General features: G+C 41.8%; 15 protein-coding genes and 1 tRNA gene. 3 read left to right on the top strand and 13 right to left on the bottom strand.

The window, feature by feature from the left end; translation table 11 throughout:
* Positions 1 to 99 precede the first annotated feature (99 nt).
* From PY092_RS17490 to PY092_RS17435, 12 genes are all read right to left on the bottom strand, one after another.
* Entirely contained in the window at positions 100 to 393 is a 294-nt protein-coding gene (locus PY092_RS17490; protein ID WP_275617087.1) for a Hachiman antiphage defense system protein HamA, read from the bottom strand.
* Between the two features lie 174 nt (positions 394 to 567).
* Positions 568 to 1,590: a DUF3871 family protein gene (locus tag PY092_RS17485; protein ID WP_275617086.1), complete on the bottom strand. Its 1,023-nt coding sequence runs from the start codon at positions 1,588 to 1,590 to the stop codon at positions 568 to 570.
* Positions 1,568 to 2,437, bottom strand: coding sequence for an AAA family ATPase (locus tag PY092_RS17480; protein ID WP_275617085.1), 870 nt, complete (start codon positions 2,435 to 2,437; stop codon positions 1,568 to 1,570). Before PY092_RS17480 ends, PY092_RS17485 begins: the two co-directional genes overlap by 23 nt.
* A gap of 112 nt (positions 2,438 to 2,549) precedes the next feature.
* The gene (locus PY092_RS17475) at positions 2,550 to 3,764 is read right to left on the bottom strand and encodes a site-specific integrase (protein ID WP_275617084.1); all 1,215 of its coding nucleotides are present in this window, start codon (positions 3,762 to 3,764) and stop codon (positions 2,550 to 2,552) included.
* A 64-nt stretch (positions 3,765 to 3,828) separates the two neighbouring features.
* Positions 3,829 to 4,332 carry a hypothetical protein gene (locus PY092_RS17470; RefSeq protein ID WP_275617083.1) on the bottom strand — a complete coding sequence of 168 codons (504 nt, stop codon included), beginning with the start codon at positions 4,330 to 4,332 and terminating at the stop codon, positions 3,829 to 3,831.
* A gap of 397 nt (positions 4,333 to 4,729) precedes the next feature.
* Positions 4,730 to 5,023, bottom strand: coding sequence for a helix-turn-helix domain-containing protein (locus tag PY092_RS17465; RefSeq protein ID WP_275617082.1), 294 nt, complete (start codon positions 5,021 to 5,023; stop codon positions 4,730 to 4,732).
* 115 nt (positions 5,024 to 5,138) lie between these two features.
* The gene (locus tag PY092_RS17460; RefSeq protein ID WP_275617081.1) at positions 5,139 to 5,996 is read right to left on the bottom strand and encodes a hypothetical protein; all 858 of its coding nucleotides are present in this window, start codon (positions 5,994 to 5,996) and stop codon (positions 5,139 to 5,141) included.
* An 83-nt stretch (positions 5,997 to 6,079) separates the two neighbouring features.
* Positions 6,080 to 6,153: transfer RNA gene (locus PY092_RS17455), tRNA-Arg, on the bottom strand.
* A 107-nt stretch (positions 6,154 to 6,260) separates the two neighbouring features.
* Positions 6,261 to 7,127: a sugar phosphate isomerase/epimerase family protein gene (locus PY092_RS17450; protein WP_275617090.1), complete on the bottom strand. Its 867-nt coding sequence runs from the start codon at positions 7,125 to 7,127 to the stop codon at positions 6,261 to 6,263.
* A 141-nt stretch (positions 7,128 to 7,268) separates the two neighbouring features.
* Positions 7,269 to 7,856 carry a YceI family protein gene (locus PY092_RS17445; protein WP_275617080.1) on the bottom strand — a complete coding sequence of 196 codons (588 nt, stop codon included), beginning with the start codon at positions 7,854 to 7,856 and terminating at the stop codon, positions 7,269 to 7,271.
* Between the two features lie 89 nt (positions 7,857 to 7,945).
* A complete protein-coding gene (locus PY092_RS17440) occupies positions 7,946 to 9,208 on the bottom strand; it encodes a hypothetical protein (RefSeq protein ID WP_275617079.1) in 1,263 nt (420 codons plus the stop codon).
* Positions 9,209 to 9,242: 34 nt separating this feature from the next.
* Positions 9,243 to 9,845, bottom strand: coding sequence for a YceI family protein (locus PY092_RS17435; protein ID WP_275617078.1), 603 nt, complete (start codon positions 9,843 to 9,845; stop codon positions 9,243 to 9,245).
* Positions 9,846 to 10,200: 355 nt separating this feature from the next.
* Here PY092_RS17435 and ppdK point away from each other — a divergent pair, with 355 nt between their 5' ends.
* The 3 genes from ppdK to PY092_RS17420 all read left to right on the top strand — a co-directional run bounded on the left by ppdK (position 10,201) and on the right by PY092_RS17420 (position 15,714).
* Complete coding sequence (gene ppdK, locus PY092_RS17430; protein ID WP_275617077.1) at positions 10,201 to 12,921, top strand: pyruvate, phosphate dikinase; 2,721 nt, start codon at positions 10,201 to 10,203, stop codon at positions 12,919 to 12,921.
* Between the two features lie 122 nt (positions 12,922 to 13,043).
* Positions 13,044 to 13,925 (top strand): cation diffusion facilitator family transporter, encoded by an 882-nt coding sequence (locus PY092_RS17425; protein WP_275617076.1) that lies wholly within the window; start codon positions 13,044 to 13,046, stop codon positions 13,923 to 13,925.
* 61 nt (positions 13,926 to 13,986) lie between these two features.
* The gene (locus PY092_RS17420; RefSeq protein ID WP_275617075.1) at positions 13,987 to 15,714 is read left to right on the top strand and encodes an alpha/beta hydrolase-fold protein; all 1,728 of its coding nucleotides are present in this window, start codon (positions 13,987 to 13,989) and stop codon (positions 15,712 to 15,714) included.
* Positions 15,715 to 15,763: 49 nt separating this feature from the next.
* Here PY092_RS17420 and PY092_RS17415 read toward each other — a convergent pair whose 3' ends face one another.
* Positions 15,764 to 26,545 carry a T9SS type B sorting domain-containing protein gene (locus PY092_RS17415; RefSeq protein WP_275617074.1) on the bottom strand — a complete coding sequence of 3,594 codons (10,782 nt, stop codon included), beginning with the start codon at positions 26,543 to 26,545 and terminating at the stop codon, positions 15,764 to 15,766.
* Positions 26,546 to 26,553 lie beyond the last annotated feature (8 nt).

The following is a 26,553-nucleotide window of genomic DNA, read 5'->3' as shown; positions in this document are numbered from 1 at the left end:
TTCTTCTTTGTCATTTTTAAGTGATTTAAATGGTTAATGAATCCATCTTCAAGGCTAGCCTTGAAGATAACAAAACCATCACTTAACTTTAGACCAAGTTCAGTCCACTTTTAGTTGAAGATTTACACTTAAAGCTTTCTCTTGTGGCGAATCACCATCTTCTTTAATCTCGATTATCTCTTTTTCATCAAAAACGTATTTTTCGGTTTGTGCAAATAAATATTCAATAAATCCTTTATAGTCCGGTTTACCATTCTTGAATTTTAGTCCGTAGAATTTAATATTTGCCCCTCCTATAATTCTTTCATCTGCCAAGTTGAACCAAGAAGTGAAATGTGCACTATCCACTTTTAAAAGCTTGGACCAATTAATCTCACTTATTTTTTTTGCCATTTTGCTTGTTCAAAAGGTGGTTTTGGTTTCTGAGTTTCATCAACTCTTATAGGGGGATAGATTCAAATATAATTATTTAACAAGAAATCAACTACTTGTCATTTAATGTAATTTCATTATCGACTATTATTAAAAATAATAGATAGGACCACCATATTTCAGGTGGCCCGATCATCAACTCAAAAACCAAGAGTAGTTAGAATCACCACTTATGGCTTCTTTTAAGCCGAGTGTAAAATTGAAAGCATTGGTATTCCTATCAAGAAACGTATCTATGTAAGATGACTTGTTTGCTGATGTGAATAGATTGAACACATTCCAAAGATTGATGTTTCCCTCATCATCCCTACTAAAAGACCTATCGAGATAATAGTCCTTGGCCATTGAACTTATTTGACCATCATTGAGCAACAAATCAGGAAGCTCTTGTCGAGTACCTTTAGGCAAATAATTATAAAGCCTACATTTACCTATCAGTTGGGCAAATTGTGACTCAGAGAGACCATAATTCGTGAACTCCTGCATAGCCGATAAGTGTTGCTCCATTTGATAGGATTGGATAAGTTCCACAATACTGCTCTTTAGTTCAGCATAACTACCTACCCTAACTTCTGATTTAAACCCATCTGTTGATACACAAAGGTTACAGCAAACCATGTTCTGAAATCCAATAAAGAACTTAAACCGTTCCATGCTCTTTTTGGAATACAAATTCTCATGGTTATAGGCACGTACACCCCCGACAACCAAAGACAACTGATTTCCGTTCACAGTTTCTACAATGGAAGGAATCCGTATGATGAACGCCATACGTTCAAAATACTGCGTTCTCTCATGATCAAGCAACTCCTTGGCTGGCTTGTGTATGGCATTGGGAGTTCTACCCTTTATCTGATGGCTTACCCTTATTTCAGGAGTATTGATACTATGCTGCGGATACACAGAACAAACACTCTCATGTGCCGTTTCAATAAACTCCTGGTGAGAGATGGTACGTTCATTGTCCTTGGAGAACACTGGCACAATGCATTCATTCTTGAGTTCCAACAAGGAAACTTCTTGTGTATTGGCCTCAATGAATGGCTTCTGTTGTTGCAGACTATCGCCCTGTACCTCTATGCCTATTAACTCAACTGATTCGTTGGAATTATCGGATGACTCGGTTCGGGTTTTTCTATTGGTTGACACTAGTTCCATTTTGACTAAAGTTATTGGGGTTGGACAATTGCTCAAGTTCAGACTTTCTTTGATTGAACTGTGCTTGATGGGATTTCTGGTAGTTGGGATATTGTTTGTACAAACCCATCAACTCTGAAACAGAGAGGCACTCCTTGATTCTTGTATTTATACTCTTTGATGGTAAAGGTTCGATACGACACCATTGCAATAGTTTTTTTCCTGTTGCCGAGTTTATCACAAATTCTGGTTTACCATTGAACAGTCCGGTACGATCCTTTGATACTTTTGCAAGGTGTTGGTCATTCACCAATTCAAAGTTGACGGTCAACTCGTACTCAAACCCTTCTCGGGTAATCTCCTTCGTACCATGCTTCACTACTTTTGCCCTGCCATTACCACCCATATCCAAGGAATAATCAACCTTCCGTCTAGTTGTTGTTATAATGTGGCACTTGGAGGAAAGAATCTTATCAATAAATGATTGGTGCCTTGGTGTGACCTTGGCCCAATCTTGAAACCTGCCCCCCAACTGTTCGTGTATCTGTAGGCATCCTCCTGTTCCGTTCCATTCATGAGTAATGGAATCAATTATTACGACCTCCATTCCAGCTTCCTCACAGACGCGAATAGCTTCTATGTAACGTTCAGGTGAATAAGGATGGTAAAGGTCAAGGACATTGAATGTGCCAAGATGTGAATAAAGCGATACAGATGAGTTTTCTGTATCTATAACACCAATCTTAGTCCAGTCCCCAGTGAGTCCATACGCAAGCTGTAGGGCACTATATGTTTTTCCGAACCCACTCGGTCCAGAGATTCCCAAACGTAGTTTTACATTCTCTCTTTTACTTTGTTTTAATTGCATTGTTATTGATTTTAAGGGTTAATAATTATTTTAATGGATACATTCATAAATGAAAAAAGGTCAATTCATTTCTGAATCAACCTTTATCACATTGGTGTTTATTTTATGTCTCTTATAAGTCTAAAAGGGCGTCATTAGCATCATCAATCACATCGTTGCCAAACTCCTTTAGGTAGTTTATGGTAACTTGCAAGTTTGCATGCCCCATAGATTCTGATATCTTATCAGTTGAAACATTATTCTGCTTTAAATAAGTAGCATATGAGTGTCTTGCAACATAACTCGTAATGTTCTTATTAATACCTTGTACCTTGGCTATTTCCTTCAAATCCCTATTGAATTTTTTTAGCGTTTTATCCTTGCGGTGTTCAATCTGCATTGGAGTCATTTTTTCCTTTAAGAGCATGGGAAATATGTAACCAGTCGAACTTGGTTGACCCTTGTAATAATCTAATATCTCTCTAACAGGCTCAAGAATTTTGATGATAAACCGTTTGCCTGTTTTAGATCTTCTATACACAATTCTATCATTATGAACATCCTCCCACCTAAGTTTCATCATATCTATATAATTCATCCCTCTTGTATAAAAGCTGAACATGAAATAATTCTTTGAATCCAATAGATGAGGGTATTCTGAAGTATCTAAATTTTTAAACTCCTTCATCTCCTGAATTGTTAAGGCTCTTTTTACAGTATCACTCTTCAGTTTTGAAATCTTATACACTTTGAAAGGGTAAAACTGAATTGAAATGATATTCTTCTTCATGGCATCGTTATATAAAGCCCGTAATGTTCTCATTTTAATAGATATGCCTGCATTTGTGTTGTTTCTTGACCTTAAATGAGTTTCATACTTGTCAAGTAATGCAGGCGTAATTTCATTGAAACGTATTTTTTTATTGGACTCAAACTTGAAAAAAGAAATTTTTGCATCCCTGTATGCTCTGGCATTACCTGCCTTCCCTGCTTTGATTAAATCTTCGACTTTTTCGTCCCAAAAAGATAAAACGGTAATATCTGATTTATCCTTTTTACCTCTGAACTTGTTTTCAAAATCTTCAAGAGTAAAATCAATACCATCTAAATAAAATTCATCAATAATTTTTAAAGCCTTTTCCTTTAGTTTTAGGAGCACTCTATTACGTTGCACATGGTTAGGAGCACTCCTTTTAAATTGGAGATTTTTTGTATCCCAATCCTTTTCATAACATGACAGTCCAATAGTGATTATCTTGGACCTTCTATTCTTTATAACCCTCATTACCACAGGATATTCTCCATCCTTGTTGGGTTTATTTCGTAATGTAATCTTTATGCTTGACATGATAGTTTCTTTTGATTAATGTGATAAAATCACCATATAAGAAGTAGTGATTTTATCACATTGTTTAGTTATCAATTAGGTAATTGAACTTGTTGACCAAGGCGTATCTTAAAACTCTCTTGGTTTTCAACAAATCGTACTTGTCCAAAATTGAGTTGAATTTGTCCCTATGCCTTGATTTTATTTGTGTATGAACCCCGTTTAATTTTTCCTCCCAAAATGTTGGGGTCATATACTCCAATAGTTTGATTCTATCCTCTTTCAAAATTGAGGAGGAATCAGCGATTTCATCGATGATTGTTAATTCGTCAAATCGTTGGAGCAACAAATCAAATAATCTTCTAAGCTTGACCTTACATTTTAAATCTTGTAGGTTAATGATACCCAAATTTTGAAATTCCTTTTGCTTCAAAAATTTTAGTTCAAAACGTAAAATGTTCTTGTCTTTGATAGAATATTGCTTAGCCTTGTCGTACACTTTGATCACATAATTACTATGGTCAAATTGTTTAAGTTGACCTTTACCATGATATTCTCTGTTATGGTTAAAGCCTTTAAGTTTATGCATTAGGAAGTTTTTCCTAATTATTACTTCAGATTGAATTTCCGTCTCAATGTTCAACCCAAATTCCATTTGTGTTATAGAAGCTGAATTGACATCAAATAAGTTGCAATACAAGTAGTCTATTGTAGAACAGAGCATTGAATATGTGAAATCATTGTGATTATGCTCTTTGTCCTCCAATATTACATTATGAAGTTTGTGCAGTGAATTCCTGACATTAGCCGATTTTTCATTCACTGTAATGTTCATACATCCAAGGCTAGTTCTATACGGGTAGCTTATTTCACCAGAATGCTGGTTCAAAACCGAATAGAGATCTTTAAAGTTTTCTTGGTTACAGACAAATGCTTCAAAAAGGCACTTGTCTCTCCAGTAGAGTTTAATAAAATCTATCATCGCGTTAGATTTTATTTTCTCGGTTCAAGTAGGTCTCTACTTGTGAATCAATACTAGCGGTAGATTCGACTCGACTACTGAAAATCCATTCTTGAAGCTCTGCTTTTTTAAAATAAATCTTTTTGCCCCCTGGATTGTAGAAAGGTATTTCTCGCTTGCTAGTAAGCTTGTAAAGGCATGATTTCGACAATTGTAGGTATGCAGCCGCATCCTCAACTGTGAATATCTCCTTTTGTTCTAAATTTTGATTTTGTAATAACTGCTTTATTTCTTTTACTTCATTTCGAATAAAGTCCATAACTTAATGTGTTATGGATATGGCCACATCCGATTAATAATGAAGCAAAAGAACAACTTGATAAAAGCTTAATTTTTAAATCTTTAGGCTTGTATCAGATGAACCGTAAGGTCAACTATAAGGTAAGTTCCTCTATAAAAGGGACAAGTATTTTTGTTAATCTATCCTTTTCTTGTGAATGGTTATCTTTCAGTAAGCTCTTGGCTGAATCTAAGTTACTTTGTTTTAAAAGAGATCCTCCTTTACTATAAAAGCGTTCACTCTTTGCTATTTCAGAAAATGTTAATCGAGAGTACAGTGGGCTAATCAAATCTAAAAAATGTACGGCTATCTGATTGTTGCAGTTAAATCGGATTACCTCACTATCTGTTGGGTTACCACTTAGAATTTCTATAAAAGATTGTTCAGTGACAATTTCATAGTCAATGATCTCAAGTTCTTCAGCCAATTCATATAAATCATTGAATACACTTGCCTTAATATTTGATTTAACTCCAAAATATGAACTTACGATTGGATTGGTTTTAATATTCTTGTTCAGCAATCTAGATTTGGATGCAGAAAAAGTATCTATGTATTCTTGAAATTGAACGATAAAGTTCTTTACAAAAGGATAAGTCCTATATGCTTTAGTATCCTTTAATCTTATCAACTTGAAATGTAAAAAATCACTATAATTTCTAACTTCTATTTTATCCGAGTACCTCTTTTGGAAATTTTGCTCAATCAATGATTTACTCTTAACTATTTCTTTTGACAAAAGATTCTCTAGATATTGTTCGTAAGAAAATGTAGATTTTGGAGATTTATGGTCCACTTGTATTTTATGGTCAAACGTAAAAATCATTTCCTTGTAGTCGTAGGCCCCTTTGTATCCGGAACAATCTATTTGGAATTGATATAGATATTCATCTATTTCATCAATAAAAAAGAAATCAAAAAAAGCTAGTGGTGCATCAATAGTACTTTCCATGAAATTTAGAAATTGTTTGACCTATGTTTGACCCTTCTAAAACGAAAAAGCCTCCAATTTATTGGAGGCCTTTATTTTTCTAGTGATCGCGGAAGGATTCGAACCTTCGACCGTCTGCTTAGAAGGCAGATGCTCTATCCAGCTGAGCTACGCGACCAAACTTTTGCGGGTGCAAAGATACTAATGTAACCGATTGTAAAAAATATTTTTTTGATTTCTTAACCTTTTTTATGGCAAGACCTTCACTACAGTTACTTTCTTTTTTTAGTGGAACCCTATCTCTTTCAATCCTTTATGGCTGATTTCAATGACCTCCAAAGGTTTCTTGTCCCAGGTCATATCTTGTTCTACAAAATACTTTTTCATACCAGAGGTCTTCTTTTCCTTCAAAATCCTCGCAAAATCTATGGTCCCTTCCCCTACTGGCGCAAATTTTCCTTCTTCGTCCATGTCCTTTACATGCCACAACTTGAATCTTCCTGGGTATTTTTCAAAATAAGCAACTGGGTCGGCCCCCGCTCGGGTCACCCAATATAGGTCCATTTGGAAATTCACATACTTTGGATCCGTGTTCTCCAACAAATACACAATTGGTTTTATCCCATCATCATTGTCCTTGTACTCGAAATCGTGGTTGTGGTACAACAATTTTAATCCTGCCGCTTTACATTTCTTCCCCAATGTGGTAAGAACGTCCACAAACTCTTTCATGGTTCCTTTCATCCCCATGGTTCTGTTCTCTCGATCAAAAGTGAACATACCCATTGGAGGAACTGGAACGGTAAAATATTCGAATCCAGCAGCTTTGGTATCCGCGATTTGTTGGTCTGCATTTTCCAACGTCACACCGCCCATATGGGTACTTACCGGTTTTAGCCCAATACTTTTCAAATAGGATTTGAACTCTTTGGGTTCCATACCGTAAAACTTTCCGTCTTCGTATCCTGCTGCCTCAACGTATGAGTAGCCGGCATCCGCTACTTTCTGCAAGGTCGCCTTGGCATCCTCTCCCATGTTTTCCCTTACAGTATAAAGTGCAAGTCCCCCAAAATTGTCCTGGGCATAAAATGAAAGTGTAAATAGGGTATAGACAAAGGTAAGAACACCCTTTGTGGATAAAATTCTGTTCATCATAATTGTTTGTAGTTAATTTCAGTTTCCTATGTGATTCACAAGATACTGATTATTGGTTTTATGAAATATGTGAAAAAATTAAAAATCCGTTAGAAAAGTGAATTCCAACGGATTTTTCGCACAGAAACAAATCTAAAATCAGATTTCGCTCATCTGCAATGTCAAATGAATCTTTATTTCGTCATCCACCTTGATCATGCCCAACATTTTCTTGGGAGCCTCCAGTTCAAAATCACTGAGTTTTATAGTGAGGGTACCATTGACACAAATGTTTTTTGACTGATCACAATGAAGTTCTGTTTTGTAAGAGCGTGAAACACCCGCAATTTTTATTTCCACACCTACATCCACCGTACTTTGGTCTGCTGATGGTGGTTCCACGTAAAGCAGTTCAAGACCTACTTGAGGGTGTTTTTCGGTTTTCAACAGCTCTTGAAAATCCCTGTTGATAGCCCTTCCACCACAATCAAAACAATCGTTGACCAACTTAAGTTCCGCATTTTTAAAAATAATTTGATCGGACTTTTCGTCATACTCCAATCTTATCGGCATTTCCTGCTCCTGTAAATTATAGGTACAGGTAAACTCATTGACATTGGTAGTACCGGAAATTACCACTTCGCTATCTGGAGCAACCCTGACCTTGGTTTCCCTTTCAGGGTCGTTGAAAGTAAATCCGTAAACAAAAATCAATCCCAACAATAGGGTTTTCGTGATATGTGGCATTGAGGTAAACATGATACCTAATATACTATTTTTAAGATTAAAGACCTAGGGCATTACTGCCCCAGGTCATTTTCAAAAACAATTCCAATCTAGAAACTGATCACAGCTTCCAATAAAAGTCCATTGAATTTACCATCATGGAAGATACTTGTGGTATCATATCCATCATAGGTATTGTTCACGTATTCTATTTTGGCCAAAATGTTCTTGGTCAAGAATACACCACCTCCCAATTGGAGCCTATCAATGGTTATTTCAGAACCTGATGGGTCATCGGAGGTAACAGTATTGTAACGTGTACCAAGATAGAAGTTCTCATTGTTCCCAAATCTGTAGATCAACTCCCCAGCCCATTGGGTGGCGTTTCTATCATCAGTCTCTGAATCACTCTTTCCTGAGGCAGTTTCAAAGGTCCCAAAGAATTCCAATCCTTTCCATTTCACAAATGGGTTGATCATGAATGCTGTGATCTCATTGTTAAACCCAGGGTTGTATCTACCAGACCTAAAATTACTGGATGCTGAAGCCTCTGTATCCTCCATTACCAAATAGTATCTAGATCCTGAACGGTCTGCGCTATAAAGGTAAACTCTACTGGATTTACCTGTACTGTACATGGAACCTGTGATTCTAAGTCTTAAATCTTCGTTTATTTGACCATCATATCCCAACTTGGCCAAGATAGATGCTCCAGTAGTCTCTGGATTGCTGACCGCTTGGTTCAATTTACCATTGGATAGGCCAAACATTCCGATGAATCCATTTTTTCTGAAATAAACCTCTCCACCTACTTCTGTGGTAAACGCATCCATGATCAAGTTACCAACAAATGGGTTGTGCATGGCCTGGGCGTTGTCTGTTCTTCTAAAGTGGGCATCACCGTAGTTGTTTTCCATATGCCCCACTTTAATGGTAAGATACTTCATGGCATCTTCCAAAAATCCAGGACTGATGAAATCCAAGTTATCCACTTGAAAATAACCGCCTTTCACATAAGGCTCTGGGTGGTGGCGAGAGGACAAATAGGTTCTCAAGTGCATTCTAACACCTTTGGCCAATGCCACGTCCAAATCCAAGTTTGCGGTTGCCAAGTTAAAGTTATCCCCTATTTCGATTAATTCGACAGCTCCTGAGTTTTCATGATCTATGGCTTGGAACTGTAATGTGGATGACCCACCCACTCTTACTTTCACACCATCAAAGGTGGAAACGCTATCTTTTGGAGCTTCAAAAACATTTACTCCATTTTTGTCCGGCGAACGGAAATTATCAAGTTGACGATTTTGGGAATATCCCGATAGGCCTACTAGGAAAGTAGCAGCCAATAGTCCAAATTTTGTGTGTTTTTTCATTGTTGTGGATTTATTAGTTGAGTATTAAGATTAATTATTTCCAAACGGTGTTATAGTGGATTTCTATGTCATCCCCTGTAGTAATGGTACCCAAAAGCGCTTTGGGCGGGTCAACGTTGAAATCGGTCATTTTTAAAGCTTTTTTGCCTTCCAACAATACCGTTCCATTATTCAGGGTCAGGTTGAAAGGAAGTTCAATTACATTGGTGCTTCCAGCTATGGTAAGGTCACCTGTGGCAACCACTTTGTACTTATTGGAAGTAGAGGTCACCGGTGAGATACTCTTCACACTTTTCAACTCAAATACAATTTGTTTGTGTTTTTTTGTTTCGAGTGCCTTGTAAGTATTCTTGTCCATGGCTCCTTTTCCACTTTTTAGACTTTCGGCTTCCACTGTAAACTTCAACGTGTTGATTTTGGGAAGATCACCTGTGTTGTCCAAAGTAATCGAACCTGATTTTTGTTCTGCAACCTCCTCCCAATCATGTAGAGTCGAAGTTCCAGTTACCATTACCTCCCCTTCTCCATTGTTTAGTTTATAGTTCTGTGCCGAAAGCGCAAGAGGCACAATGGAAAATGTTATCCAAAGGATTGCTGTTTTTAAGAGCGACTGTCGATGTGATGTATGATACTGCATTGCTAATTATGTTTTTTGGTTTTTGTTGGGTCAAAGATCCTTTATGAAAAATTTCTAAAAGATGATAAATGTCAGTTTTTTCCTAAAAACCTGATTTTTAGCTATCAAGACTCAATAAAATTTAATAATGCTGATATTCAAAGGTTTATCTCCTTTCCATTCATAACAATCCATCCAAACATCAAGTAGCCATACCCCTTAACTTTTTTTTCATGGTCCAAAAGTGGGTAAGAATTGGCTTAAAGCATTGTTTCAGCCCAAAATGCTGATTTTTATCATGTTCTGAGGATAATATAGCAGCTACTTTTACATATCGATTTTAACATATATCAATCTCTAAATAATAGATGTTCCTATGGAAACAGTAATAGAAAAGCAGCTCAACGTATATTCCTTTGGCAATAAAAAAGCCGATGGTGGGCGTGATATGAAGAATCTGCTTGGTGGCAAAGGAGCCAACTTGGCCGAAATGAGCCGTATTGGTATTCCCGTACCTCCAGGTTTTACAATAACCACTGAGGTTTGTACCCAATACAACGAAGAAGGTAGGGAATCCGTGATAAATCGAATCGAGCCAGAAGTACGGGCAGCCATAACACGTATCGAGGAAACCATGGGGGCCATTTTCGGAGATGACGAAAATCCCCTGTTGATTTCGGTCCGTTCCGGTGCGCGGGTTTCCATGCCCGGTATGATGGATACCGTACTCAACCTTGGCCTTAATGATGAATCCATCAAAGGTGTCATTAAAATGACGGGAAACGAACGTTTTGCTTGGGATTCCTACCGTCGGTTCATTCAAATGTACAGTAGCGTTGTCATGGGGCTCAAACCCGAGTCCAAGGATGATTTGGACCCATTTGAAGAAATCATCGATCATTTAAAGGATAAAAGAAGGATTGAACAAGACACTCAATTTACCGTTCAAGACCTTCAGGATTTGGTTTATGATTTTAAGGACATCGTTAAAAAAAGAACAGGAAAACCTTTCCCAAACAATCCATGGGACCAACTTTGGGGGGCCATTGCCGCTGTATTCGATAGCTGGAACGGCGACCGTGCCATTTATTACCGAAAAATGCATGGATACCCAGAAGATTGGGGAACCGCAGTGAACGTCCAAGCCATGGTATTTGGTAATATGGGAGAAGATTCAGGTACCGGGGTATGCTTTACCAGGGATGCCGGAACTGGAGAAAATATGTTCAATGGCGAATACCTTATCAACGCACAGGGCGAAGATGTAGTCGCAGGGGTCCGTACCCCACAACAAATTACCTTACTGGGCTCCCAACGTTGGGCAAAACTCGCCCAAGTGGATGAGGAAGAGCGTAAAGAAAGTTACCCTTCCCTGGAAGAACTGATGCCCGATATTTACAAGGAACTGTTCGAATACCAAAATAAACTGGAAACACATTACCAGGACATGCAGGATATGGAGTTTACCATTCAACAAGGTAAACTCTGGATTTTGCAGACCCGTAATGGTAAACGTACCGGTGCGGCCATGGTAAAGATCGCCATGGACTTGCTCAAAGAAGGATTGATAGATGAAAAAACGGCCCTAATGCGCATAGAGCCCAACAAACTAAACGAACTTTTGCACCCCATCTTTGATCCTGAAGCATTGGAAGAAGCAGACGTGATCGCACAAGGATTGCCCGCTTCTCCAGGAGCGGCCACCGGCCAGATTGTTTTCTTTGCAGATGAAGCCGATAAATTCAAGAACAGTATTTTGGTTCGTGTGGAAACCTCTCCCGAAGATGTGGAAGGTATGAACCTGGCCAAAGGGATCGTGACCGCCCGTGGTGGTATGACCTCTCACGCAGCGGTTGTTGCACGTGGGATCGGTAAGTGCTGTGTTTCCGGAGCAGGTGCCCTGAAAATCAATTACAAAACAAGGACACTTAAGGTTGATGGGCATGAATACCATGAAGGCGATTGGATTTCCATCAACGGTTCCACAGGTAACATTTTAGAAGGAAAAGTAGGTACCAAAGAACCGGAATTGAGCGGAGAATTTGCCGAGTTGATGGAATTATCCGACAACTATGCCACTATGGAGATAAGAACAAATGCCGATACACCAAAAGATGCCTTGATTGCACGGAATTTTGGGGCAAAAGGCATTGGATTGACCCGTACCGAACACATGTTCTTCGAAGTAGATCGTATAAAGGCCATGCGGGAAATGATTTTGGCCGATACCGTTAAAGGGCGCAAACAAGCACTGAAAGAATTGCTTCCCATGCAACGTAACGACTTTGAGGGAATCTTTAGGGCCATGGAAGGCCACCCTGTTACCGTGAGGTTGCTGGATCCACCATTGCATGAGTTTGTGCCCCATCAACTGGCAACCCAAAAAGAGCTGGCCGAAGAATTGCACATTTCCTTGGCCGCCGTAAAAAGCAAAGTTGCCGAACTGGAAGAGTTCAACCCCATGATGGGACACCGAGGCTGTAGATTGGGAAATACCTATCCAGAAATTACTGAAATGCAGACACAGGCCATTTTAGAGGCTGCCCTTAAAGTGAAAAAGGACGGTATTACCATAAAACCCGAAATCATGATTCCGTTGGTAGGTACCGTGGAGGAATTTATACAACAAAAAGCAATTATTGACGTAACTGCTGAAGAGGTATTCAAAAAACGCAAGGACACGGTGGAATATTCCGTAGGTACCATGATAGAAACCCCAAGAGCCGCATTGATTGCCGATAAAATTGCCGAAAAAGCGGATTTCTTCTCTTTCGGAACCAACGACCTTACCCAGATGACCTTTGGATACTCTAGGGACGATTCCGGTAAGTTCTTGCCCACCTACCTTGAAAAAGGCATCCTAAAAGCAGATCCTTTTGAGATATTGGACCAAGAAGGTGTTGGTCAATTGGTAAAATTGGGAACCCAACGGGGACGTGAAACACACCCAGGCCTTAAAGTGGGAATCTGTGGAGAACATGGTGGCGAACCAAGTTCCGTAGGTTTCTGTCAAAAAGTGGGAATGAACTACGTAAGCTGTTCCCCATTCAGGGTACCCATTGCAAGGGTAGCGGCTGCGCAGGCAGTATTGTCATAACTGCAATGACCTAACCATTCTGTTTTTTTAATCCCCGACCTTGGAATTTATCAAGTGTCGGGGATTTTTTTGATGAAATTTTAATCTGCAATCACGATCTTAGCATAATTCCATAGGAAATCATGAACAACGAAAAAACAGCCATACGAACCACCTATTTCAGCATACTGGGCAACATAGGTCTGGCCTTGATAAAAGGACTGGCAGGTTTTTTTGGAAACTCCTATGCACTCATCGCTGATGCCATAGAATCCACGACCGATATTTTTTCTTCCTTTTTGGTGTTATTGGGCTTCAAATATGCTGAAAAGCCACCAGATGAAAACCACCCCTACGGGCATGGAAAAATAGAACCCTTGATCACATTTATTGTGGTGGCCTTTTTGGTCACATCGGCAACCATTATCGCTTATGAAAGTATTCAACACATTCAAACCCCTCACAAGGTTCCGGAACCATGGACATTGTTCGTCTTGGGCGGTATTATTTTTTGGAAGGAAATTTCGTTCCAAGTCGTCATTAGAAAAAGTAAGCAGACCCAAAGCTCCTCCTTGCGGGCAGATGCTTGGCACCACAGGAGCGATGCGATAACCTCCGTAATGGCTTTCTTGGGGATTTCCATTGCGCTTATATTTGGAGAAGGCTATGAAACTGCAGATGACTGGGCCGCATTGTTGGCATCGGCCTTTATCCTATATAATGGTTATTTGATATTTCGTCCTGCCCTTGGCGAGATCATGGACGAGCACCAATACGATGAACTCATTTTGGAAATACGGAAGAAATCTTCCCAGGTCGAAGGTATACTGGGAACCGAAAAATGTTTCATCAGAAAATCGGGCATGAAATACCATGTGGACCTACATGCCATCGTGGATGGTAAGATTTCTGTGGAGAAAGGGCATTGGATCGCTCATGAACTTAAAGATTACCTCCGCAAGGAAATTCCCAACCTAGGGCACGTACTCATCCATATCGAACCCAACGAATACACTTATAAATAGGCCTTTATACTTTGGTCATTGGGTAAAATGGACTATCTTATTCATCCAAAACCCAACCGTTATGACCAAACACTTCTTATTTTTTTGCTGCTGCCTATTTTTTTTATCATGCAGTCAAACCAAAAAATCAAAATTCAACATCGAAGTAAGTTTTAATGAAACAGCAAGTGCCGAAAACAAAGATGGCCGACTGTTACTGATGCTTTCTTCTGACGATAGCAAGGAGCCTCGTTTTCAAATAGGTGATGGCTTGAACACCCAGCTCATTTTTGGAATGAATGTGGACGGTATGTCACCAGGTAAATCCATTACGTTTGATGAATCCATTTTTGGATACCCCTATCCCAGTTTGAAAGATGTACCTCCCGGAGCATATAATGTCCAAGCACTTTTACATGTGTACGAAACCTTCAATTTATCCACTGGCCATACCGTGAAACTTCCCATGGACAATGGCGAAGGCCAGCATTGGAACACCTCTCCCGGTAACCTGTACAGCAAGCCTTTCAAAATAACCGTTGGCGAAAATGGTATTGAAAACATTTCCGTGGTAATGGATCAAAAGATTCCCCCTATACCCGAACCCGAGGACACGGAGTGGATCAAGCACATCAAAATCAAATCTGAAAAATTATCGGAGTTCTACGGAAGGGACATGTATTTGGGTGCCCATGTATTATTGCCCAAAGGTTTTGATGAACATCCTGAGGCAAAATACCCTTTAATGGTTTTCCATGGGCATTTTCCGAGCGATTTTGGAAGTTTCCGTACCACTCCGCCCGACCCTAATTTAGAACCAACTTATTCTTCCCGTTTTGATTTGGACGGTTACAATATTATTCAACAACAAGAAGCCTATGATTTTTATAAACGATGGAACGAACCGGACTTCCCCCGTTTCCTCATCATAGAAATTCAACACCCCACACCCTACTACGATGATTCCTACGCGGTAAACTCCGCAAGCCAAGGGCCTTACGGAGATGCCATTACCTACGAACTGATACCCGCCATCGAGGAACAATTCCGTGGTATGGGAGAAGGCTGGTCCAGATTTTTATACGGTGGGTCCACGGGTGGTTGGGAAGCCCTGGCCGTTCAGGTAAAATATCCGGATGAATACAATGGTTGTTTTGCCGCTTGCCCAGACCCAATCGACTTTAGGGCCTATTGCCTTACCAATATATACGAGGACGACAATGCCTACTATTACGATTCCGCCCATAAGCAATTGGAAGTTCCCTCCCATCGAAATTATTTAGGGGACATTCAATCCACATTACGCCAAGGCAACCATTTGGAATTGGTATTGGGCGATAAATCCAGATCTGGGCAGCAATGGGATATTTGGGAAGCCACCTACTCGCCCCAAGGTAAGGATGGATACCCCGTACGGATTTGGGACAAAATGACCGGGGATATTGACCATGAAGTAGCCGAGTATTGGAAAGAAAACTACGACCTACGGCATATCCTTGAACGTGACTGGGATAAACTGGGTCCCAAGTTGAAAGGCAAGATCCATATCTACTGTGGTGATATGGACAACTACTATTTGAACAATGCCGTCTATTTGATGGAAGATTTTCTGGAAAGTACCAGCGAACCCTATTATGATGGCGAAGTATTGTACGGTGACCGGGCGGAACACTGCTGGAACGGAGACCCCGACCAGCCCAATGCCATAAGCCGTTTACGCTATAATTCGATGTACGTACCCAAAATCATGAAACGTATTGCTGAAAGTGCCCCACCAAGAGCAGATTTGACCAGTTGGAGGTATCAATAAAAAAAGGACGTTTTAAACGTCCTTTTTGTTCTATTGGGTCACTCCTTTTTTATCTGTAGAGTGTAAAATGCCCTACAAATTCACGGGTATCCTCATCTCCATTCAGTTTGATGATATACCAATAATCACCTGTTGGTAAATCGGCTTTATTGTAGAAGCCGTCCCAACCATCGGTATCCTGAAGCATTCGGTAGATTGTTCTACCATACCTATCAAAAATGGACATGGTAATATTGGGAAACGCTTCGATATTTCTAGGTTTCCAAGTATCGTTGAGACCATCTCCATCAGGAGTGAAGAAGTTAGGGATTTCGATATCTATGAATTTCATATCGATCTCCTTCGTAACACTACATCCATTTTCATCGGTAACCGTTACCACGTAGGTCTTGGTTTCACGAATCATGAATGTGTTGTCATCCCCATAGGATTCGCCATCAACTTCAAAAGTATAATCAGGATTCCCTCCTGAGGCCAAAGCGGTAATCTCGTTGATATTGTCATTGCTCAGTTCCAAAGTCAATGGCTCAAACCCTTCCACTTCAAAAGTGAAGGTTCGGTCGCAACCATTGGCATGTGCCACAATGAGGGTATGCTCTCCTTGTTCCAAGTTGGTAAAATCGGGTGTTAAGACCATATCGTCGGGATCAGTGGAATCCAGCCCATATAACAAGTCCGGGGCAACGCTCTGATCTTCAAACTCGATAGCAAGGTAATTCGTGGGCGAATCCCCATCACATTCATAAACAACCTCAACATTAGCTTCCAGGTTCACTCCTGGTGCTATGGTGACCACTTGATTGGTGGTACAGCCATTGGCATCCCTTACAAAAACGACATGGTTACCACTTGCCAAGTTGCCGTAGCTCATCAGTCCCTCGGCAAAGTTCTCATCTTGACTTGAATTTAAGCTTGTACTATACGGTGCAGTTCCTCCTTGGATATCCAAAGTGATCAAACCGTCTTCACTACCAAAACAAACTTCATCTTCAGCAGTCGTACTCAAAATCAAAGCATCAGGTTCGGTTATAGTAAAATCCAACACTTCAAAACAACCATTGGCATCTTGTACGATTACGGTGTAATCACCTGCGGCCAAATCCGTAAAAGTGTCTTCAGAATCAAACTGGTTCAGGTCCGGCGAAATTGCATATTGATAATCCGTTGTTCCTCCTGATACGCTGAGTGCGATACTACCGTCATCAGCACCCATACAACTTACATCGGATATATTGCTTGTTACGGCAAGAGGCGCTGGTTCTTCTATTATGATGGCCGTTGATACCCATTCGCAATCCCCACTGGTCACTCCTACATAATAGGTTCCTTGCGAAAGTCCATCAAAATAGCCATTTGTATTGGTCGGTGCCAAGGAAATGGTCATCGCACTATCCTCATATAATCCATAAACATAGTTTCCTAGCCCTCCATCGGCATCTACGGTAATGGATGCTGTGCTGTCCCCATTACAGTTTACCGACGCCGCAGATTCGTCCACTATGGCAGTCAACGGAGCTACAGGACTTACCATAATGGCATTGCTGATCGCTGGCTCACATCCATTGGCATCTCGTACATAATATTGATATGGAACTGTATCTGGGCTCACATCAAAAGTATGTGTGTTTCCTCCGGACATATCGGTAAAAGGTCCCGTTTCCGATGTACTAAACTGATACACATTACCTGCAAATGGTGTACCTCCTTCCGCAGTAAGCGTAAGTTGGGCATCCGTATCACAGCTAAGTTCCCTGGACACCACAAGGTCTCCCCGTACAGGTATTGGGTCTTCTATTATAACCTCGCTGGTGGTAAAGGTACAACCTGCATCATCACTTATGGTAATGGAATACGTACCTGCATTCAGGTTATTGAACGCATTTGATGATTGCTTAGAAGTGGTTGAAATTATGCTTCCGCCCTCTAGCTTGTTCAAACTGTAAAGAATGGTTCCCACCCCACCTGAAGTGAGGTTGGCCAATATACTTCCATCTGCATCCCCGATACAATCCAACGTTTGTGCGGTCGGATTGATGTCCGCCAATAATGGATCAACGGTTTGTATGGTTCCGTTCAATGAAAGGTTGGTGCATCCTGCAGTATCGGTAACTTCGACCGTATAGTTTCCATCGTCCAAATCCGTAAAGACATAACTGTACACATCGGCCTGTGTCAATCCAAGGGAAGGTATCGAAATCGTGTACGGTGCCACGCCACCAGTTGGTGCTACGGACAACCTTCCTTGATCATTGGAACAGGATGCACTTCCAATTTCGGTTATCGTGGCATCCAATATAGTATCAGCCCCTCCCACGGTAACAGTGGTTGCTTCGGTACAACGCGGTAAATCGGTCTGAACCACCTCAACGCGATATGAACCCTTGGGCAGGTCAATGTTTCCACTTGTTGTTCCACTTCCGCTTCCAAGAGGACCAAACTGGGTATCATCACTGGTATCGCTCAATGTGCCGTTCGTGTCATAAACAGTAAAAGTGAAACCACCTGAATATCCACCTGTCAACTCAAAATGATATTCGGCATCATCACCTGCACAAACCACGGGGGCATCCTCGATCATATTGACCTGGAACGGTTCGATTTCTTCCACATTGTGGGTAACCACAATGGAACATCCGGTATCTGTGTTGGTCACTCTAAATGAGTGTAAACCAACTTGCAAACCTGTGAATGTACCTACAGCATTGGTATTTCCTGAGGCAATTTCTTCAAATTCGTAATCATGGGGACCAACTTTCGAATCGGTCAATAAACCGTGTGCTGTAATGGTTATGGTCTCACCACCATTGGCACAAGAGATATCATAATTCACATTAATGGTAGCATCTTGTAACTCATCAAACTGATTGATGGTGGCCGTACTGGTTCCCACACACCCTGAATCGTCATACACATTGATGGTGTAGGTTCCTCCCGTAAAATCGGTAACGATCAATTGGTTGTTGTTGCCATCTTGAACCACATGGCTTGATGGGTCCACAAATTCATATCGGACATAAGTACCCGTTCCTCCAGAAATCGAGGTGGAATTTACCGTAATGATCGCATTGTCAGGGTTGTTTCCTGCCGCGCACCCAAACTGAACCACATCCGCAGTAGGAATGTTCACTACAATTGGAGTTGGCTCATTGATGGTAGGAACAACGATGTCCGTTTCACAATTGTTTGTTCCTGTGGCCCTTACCACATAATCACCAGGGGCCAAGCCCTGGAAAGTACGTGTTGTTGCATCCCAGGTAAAATCTCCCGACGGGATTGGGGTCAACCCACTGTCCAACAATTCATAGGTCAATGGTGTGATTCCGTTATCGGTCTGTCTTACTGCTATGCTTCCGTCATTTGCACCATTGCAACTTACATCAGTCGGGGTTGCGGTAAAGTCGGGTTCTATTTTGTCTGGAACCACAATCGTGAATGTACGTTCACAGGCTTCATGATCCGAAGTGGCATCCACATAAACTTTGATTTCATAAGTACCTGCCACTGAAGGGTGGTATACAGTGGAACTGCCGCCCATTGAGGTTTTTGTAACCTCCATTGAAGCAGTAGTAAGGTTTTCCACGGAATATTCATAGGTTCCGGAACCTTGCAATGCTTCAATTTCAATGGTTCCATCTGGTGTTCCCGAACAATCCAATAACTTGGTCAATTGAGCATTGGCCTGCAATGGCGGGTATATGGTAAGCGTTGATGACTCAAAAGAACATCCATTGCCATCAATGACATAAAAATCATAATCGCCAGGTGCCATTCCCGAAAATACACCTCCATTGTTCAAATAAGATGTGGGTATATCTCCGTCGTCAACCATGGCATATCTATAACTGCCCGCACCAGAACTGGCGGACACCGTAACCTCAATATTGCCATCACAGTTGGCCACTTGAATATCATCAATGGTAGGGTTGGGTGTCAACGTCATCGCAACGGTGTACGGAATACTGGTTGTGCACCCGTACACATCGGTTACAGTAACATCATAATCACCTGCTGGTGAGTTTGCAGGTATTTCAACTGGGTTTTGTGCAGTTGCCATGATAGCGCTGAATCCACTTGGACCTGATACATCGAAGGTATACGGGGCGGTTCCTCCGTTAATATTGGTGATTGAGATCAGTCCAGGTTGACTACATCCTATTTCTTGAGTTGCGGTAACATCTGCAGTAATCGGGAGCTGTTCCTCGATCAGTACATTTTCACTCCCTCCGTGGCAGGTATCCACTCCACTACCATTGACCTGTGTGACCTCAATATAATACTCCCCAACGGGCAATCCAGTAAAATCAAGCGTGTTGGTATAGGTTACATTGATTGCGGAACCTCCTCCACCACTTACTTCAACAGGAGTTGAATTACCAACCTCGAAAAGCTCCCATCTCATTTCAGGTTCGGCAACATCTGGATTCAAAGTAAATGTGATTCCTCCACTGTCTGCACCATGGCAACTGGGTGTCACTGAATCTGTAATCTCTATGGGCAAATCCACGGTAGACAAATCATTCACATTCACGGTGCTTTGTCGAATACAACCACTATCATCTTTAACGAAGAAAACATAGGTCCTTCCCGGAGTTAGTCCCGTAAACCAATAAGGGTCATTCAATCCTTGCGGAGGGGAGGTCCATGATGTGGAAGCATCATAGGGGTCAAAATTGATTGGGTCCTCTGTGTAGGTATATACATAAGGGGCATCTCCCTTTGAACCTTGAACACTAACAAGTAATTCATTGCACAGGTCCACCGTTGCATTGATCGTGATGTCCAAATCGTCCAAAGGATAGGTCAGCGTATATTGCGGCAAATCATACCGGCAAAGGGTATTTCCACTTCCATCCACTGTACGAATGGAGGGTTTTACCTCTTCGCCCGATGTAAATCCGGTAAAGGTTTCACTTGTCTGCCATGTGTTTCCATAATCTGCACTAAACTGCAAAGTACCGCTCAGCCCAGAAGTGGGATAGTTTTCAAAAGTAAAACCTATCGCGGGGGCACAAACACCCGTGGTAGGAAAATCAGTATCAACATCGGCCGTCAACATCGGCGGGTCTATGACATCAATGCTACCCAACGACAAAGTACATCCCAAACCATCTGTAATCCGAACTTCATAGGTACCTGCAACCACATTGTTGAACGTATATGTGGTAGCGGCCAAATTGGAAACAGAGGCAATCTCTGTTACCCCTTGATACAACGAATATTTAAACGGCCCTGCTTGTGTGATTTGTGCCGGTGATAGACTACCTCCCCCGTTCAATTGAACATGGGCCACTATACTTCCGTTCCCTCCATTACAATTAGGATCTTCGGGCACAGCTGCGACTTCCCAGTCCACAGCTGGATTGACCATAATATCTTCTTCAACTACTTCACAGTAGGATGAGGCTCCATTGTTATCACGAACATAGAGGTCAAATCCAGTTGGGTTTGCTGTGGCCAAAGCATTATCAATCGGGAAACTGGTGGTTGCCACAAAGTCGGTGGGAGCCGGTGTAGCCCCATTCGGAACCAGAGCGTAGAGCAAGGTACCGTTACCACCGGTAGCATTTACTTCCACAGATCCATCAGCACAACTGCTCACATCTGTTGTCGTTACGTTGACCAATAACTGTGAATCAATGGTTATTTGGGTAATGGTATCATCACATCCCAAGGCATCCTTCACATTAATATCATAAGTGCCATTGGCCAATCCTGAAAAGGTATAGGTATCGGGCGTACTTGGGTTTGGTGTTTGCCAAGGTCCTCCATCTATTTGGAAAAGGTACCCGCCATTACCCGAAGTTACCGTTATATCGATGGATGCATTGTTTCCCCCATCGTAGCAGTTTGTATAATCAACATCGTATGACAAAGGGCTTGGATCGTTCAATGTAACTGTGGCACTACTGACGGTGCATCCGTTGATATCCCGCGCCAAAATAATGTAATCACCAGCTGATAACCCGTTAAAGGTATCTCCATTGGCGGCCGCAAAAGTTACCAAGTCGTTTCCTGAACCATCTTGAAGGGCATATTCATAGGTAGGTGTTCCACCTGTTACTGTTGCTTCAATTGTTCCAACAGGGTCACTACAACTCGGGTTTTGAAGAATGTTCGTATTAATGGAAAGTGCTGCTGGTTCATCAATAGTTTGGTTAAGTGTGATTGAGCAAGTGGTCTCATCCGCCTTTCTTACCACCACAGTTTGATTTCCCGAGGGGAATGCCGTTGTGGTAGTAATAGGTGATATTGTTGATGCAATCCAATTACTTCCACCATCAATGGAGTATTCAAAGCCTGCTGTAGCTTCAAAATTTTCCACTTCAAAAGTGATGGAACCATCATTGGCCCCATTACAAGTAATATCGGTATGTCCGAGTACACTTGCCCCAAAACCGTTACCGGCTTCGATCACCACGGGGATGTCCATGGTTCTTGGACAGGATAGGGGCACCTGTTCCACTAAAATATCATCGATGGCCACATCATTTCCATTGTTTCCACTCTTTTTCGATATCAGCACAAAATCCAGCTCAGTGTGAATCCCAGGGTTCATGGTAAACTCGAAAATTTCCCAAACCTTACTCTTGGGGATATCGTTGGTTTGAACCTCACCAACAACAGTGGTCGTTCCTGGAACCCTCATTTGCACCCATAGATCGGGATCTAATTTAGTTCCACTGCCCAAAAGGTTTATCGCCGCAAAGGACACTTCCATATCCTGATTGGGAATGATATCCCTTATCGGTTTTTGATAGATCACTTGATCGGGCGAGGGTGTTCCAACATTGATCACAAAATATCGCCCGTTTGAATCGGAACCTCCGGATGTATGATCGCTAGGATTCAACCAAGCACCGAATGGCGAGACAATACTGCTGGTCACGGAATATTCAAAATCGTTGATATGGGTATTGCTTCCCACCTGGTCTTCGTAACCATAACCCTGGGTGAATTGGCTGTCCACAGTTGGACCACTTCCAAAATCCTCCAATAACAAAACACTGGGATTGGGTGGGTCACTTTCTGTATATTCCACTGTAATGGTGTAAGTTCCCGGACTAATGCCGGAAAAGGTTCCATCGGTTGATGTTACACTTGGCGAAGTATTTATAGTATAATTATAGTCATAAACGGTCTGATCTGGACTAAGCACTACATTTCCATTGCCATCACAATCGTATGCAAGATCCATATCAAAATTTGGAACAGGTAACTGTGGATCTATGGTAATGGGCAATATAATCTCACAACCACGCGCATCCCTTGCAACCAGAATGTGGTTTCCTGATGGCAATAAACTTGTTCTTACCGAAGAGTCCATGGGGTCATCAAGAACAAAGGAACTTCCTCCATCAAAACTGAACTCGTAGGGAGCAGTCCCTCCTTCCACATTGGTAAACCTCACTTCGGAATTTCCATTCACATCACATGTTCCCGTACTGGATATACCGGCATTGGCCTTAAAGGTCTCTGGATCATCCAATGTAAAGTTTATTTGATCTTCACAACCATCGGCACTGCGAACCTTGATTGTGTGCGAACCCGGGGAAAGGTTCACGAAGGTCGGGTCGTTCTGTTGGGTTGACCAATTATCAATACTATAGGAATATGGTGTTTGGGCACCGGATACGTTCATGGTCACCTGACCAGTATTTGATCCTTCGCAAGTAATCTCCGAATTTATGGTAGGTGCTGCCACGGACAGTCCTCCCAAATCATTAATGGTAATCTCGTTGGACAGTGACCAACAGTTGTTCCCATCCACTACCACAAATCGGTAGGTTCCTTCATTACCAGAGGGGAAATTAAAAACTCCCGGTGCTATGGTATCCCGTTGGAACTCTGTGGAAGGAATATCAGAAATGTCATTATATGCTGTGCTTCCATCTTTTTCCCAAATAGCATACAGATAAGATGGGTTTGGATCGCCTTGTGAAGCATTCAATGTAACAACTCCGTCCGTACAGGTAATTTGCTTGGTGGTAGATGCAGTTACAACTGGATCTGGTATTTCATCTATGGTAAATGTTCCAACTTCTTCGCAACCATCATCTGTTCGAACCTCCACCACATAGTCGCCAGAATTGAGCCCGTCGAATGTGAAATCGCTAACGGCTTGGGTAAGTTCACTATCAATCAATGTTCCAGGGTTTCCACTCCCATCATCCTCATACAATCTGTAATGATAGTTGCCCCTTGCTTGGGTGGCTTGGATTCGCACACTCCCCTGTCCCAAACAAGTTACTGGTTCCGTGGTCAGACTTATATTGAGTTCCCTTCTCTGTATTCCGATTTCTTCCGTACTGAAAATACAACTACCTTCCAAAGGGTCTCCTGTTGAAGGATTCAATTGGGTAAAATCCACTCGGTAGGTACCTGGAGTGTTTATGTCAAAGTTTGGTCCATTGTTATCGGCATAGGAAACCAAAACAGTTTCCGATGAAGTATCCACTAATTGATATCCATAACCAGAACCTACATTTTGGATTCTGATGTAGCCATCGGTGGAACAGAATATATGTTGTGTGTCGTAGTCAAAATCAAGATTGTTCTGGAATACATCAAAGTAAAAAATACTGTTGCACCCTCCGGAATACGACAGCACCAATCGATAACGCCCTCCCGTATCAGCCGTGAACGAATTCCCAGTATCCACCTGATTCCATGTACAGCCCATTTGCGTATTGGGACAATCGATATTGGTGGGCGCACAACTGGCTTCGTCCAATTTCTCCCACCTTATGGATTGGGCATCGGTAATATTGAGTGTTATGTCTTGTGAATCATTGGTACCGCAAAGAAATAGCTGTGGTAATTGTGAACCGTCATTTGCACAGGATACTATTTCCCCTTGCATATCGTTGGTGATGTCAGCATCATTGTTCAGTGTATTGAAATAAGTGATTATGGGATTTACCTGAGTGGTGCCGAAACGCGTTACCTCCATGGATTCTATATTGGTCCCACAACTTGCAGATTCCTTTTTTACCAAATAATGACCGCTTTCCTGTACTGTGACCGTTGTCGGGTCCCCGTCTGGATCGCTGTCATCATAAACTGTATCCGAGGCATCTATCTGTCCATTACTGTTCAGGTCACGGTACCATGTATAGGTATCATATCCCTGCCCTGCCGTAATATCTGCACTATCTCCACAGATTTGAACCTCACTTTCAAAAATACAATCCGCAAGGTCATCCAATAAAAAGTTAGTGGCTCCAGTTGTCACAAAACCACAACTGTTGACACTGGATACGCTCGGATCATCGGATATGGTCTGTCCACTGGTCCTACCTTCATAGGTAGCATAGGCAATATTGTCAATCGTGGAACTACACGCTGCAACAAAATCGTGACAATCATCTGACACATCCACTCGAATTCTGATCTCATAGGTACTACCACCTTCCGTTACAAGGGCATCGGGTATTTGAAATGTCACCTCCTCTGGGTCCGTACCGCTTGTAGACATCGTAGCACCAGGTGCTCCTGATAAATCAATGTTATCCAAATCAACATTGTCTGGAAGTACGTCACGGATCGTAAAATTCTCGGCATCATCATTGCCCCGGTTCCAAAAACGCAAAACATATTCCAAAGACTGGCCAAGGTTGACCCCCGCTCCGGTAATATCGTTTGCCGCTAAATCCTCTACCCTTTTCTCCACAATGATTTCCGGGTTGATGATTTCCACTGACACTGTGGTCAAAAAAAGTATAACCCCTTCGCTGGAGGTATGAATCAAGATCTCACCACTGTCGTGATCGTTGGGCAGTACATTATTACCAGGATTGGGCAAGTTCAAGATATCGGCATCCCATCCCAAAGTATTATGGCTATTTGGGGTTCGAGTATCCACCCAACTCCCCAAATGACTAATAGTACTGTTAAAAACATTATTGCTCGGGTTGACAGCATCACTCAAATAGGTCCAACTATCACTCGAATTGGCCCTAAATCGCATACTCGGGCCGGTAACCCTGTCCCCGTCCATGGTACCTGCACCGATTACGGCTTTAACGGGCAAAGGGGCCGGTACTGTCTTGAACCCACTAAAGGGTACGTTTGTTTCACGGTAAGTACTTCCCATTGCTGCATACCCATCAAAAGTCGAAATATATTTACTGGTCGAGTTTTGGTTTTCATAGATAACGACCATGGTCCAGCCCGCACTTACGTTTTTTTCTCCCGTCGACGCCACCACATTGGCAACGGTATATTCCCCATTGGGATCACTTAGACCTGATAACAAATGGGTCACATTTGCATAATTAAGGTAAGAGGTCATATTGACCCCGCTCAAATAGTCCACATCCACAATTCCAGGGTCGGTGACACCATCGCCATCTCGATCGCCATCTTTATCATAGATCTGTTCAAATTGGAAAATGGAATCACTATCCGGACCTATATCCACATAAGAGCCTCCCGGAATTTTAAATTTCACTTGTTTATAGGGATCGTCCCTATTGGTATCCCTGTAAATACCTCCCCAATACAGACCGGCATACACCACTGCTGAACAACTGGGAGCATTCAACTCAGCACTACTGGAGCTAAAAGTGGACGGATCACCATCGATATCGATGTAATCCATGTTCACATTTTGGTTACTGGAACCTCCATTGTAATCGGCATTGGGATTGCTGGCTATACTGACAATATTGTTCGCTACATATACCAAGTCCCCTTTCACCATCATATTCTCACCGGACAACCGAGGTTCAAATGGTACTGAAAGCTGTGCTTGGGACAACGTTACGAAGGCTGTGAAAAACAATAGGAATAGAAACCTATTGAGATGAACCGCTAAAGGTTTGGAGTTCATATTTGAGG

This window comes from Flagellimonas yonaguniensis (assembly GCF_029193885.1).
Taxonomy (GTDB): domain Bacteria; phylum Bacteroidota; class Bacteroidia; order Flavobacteriales; family Flavobacteriaceae; genus Flagellimonas; species Flagellimonas yonaguniensis.
This window is presented reverse-complemented; position numbering and strand designations above follow the sequence as displayed.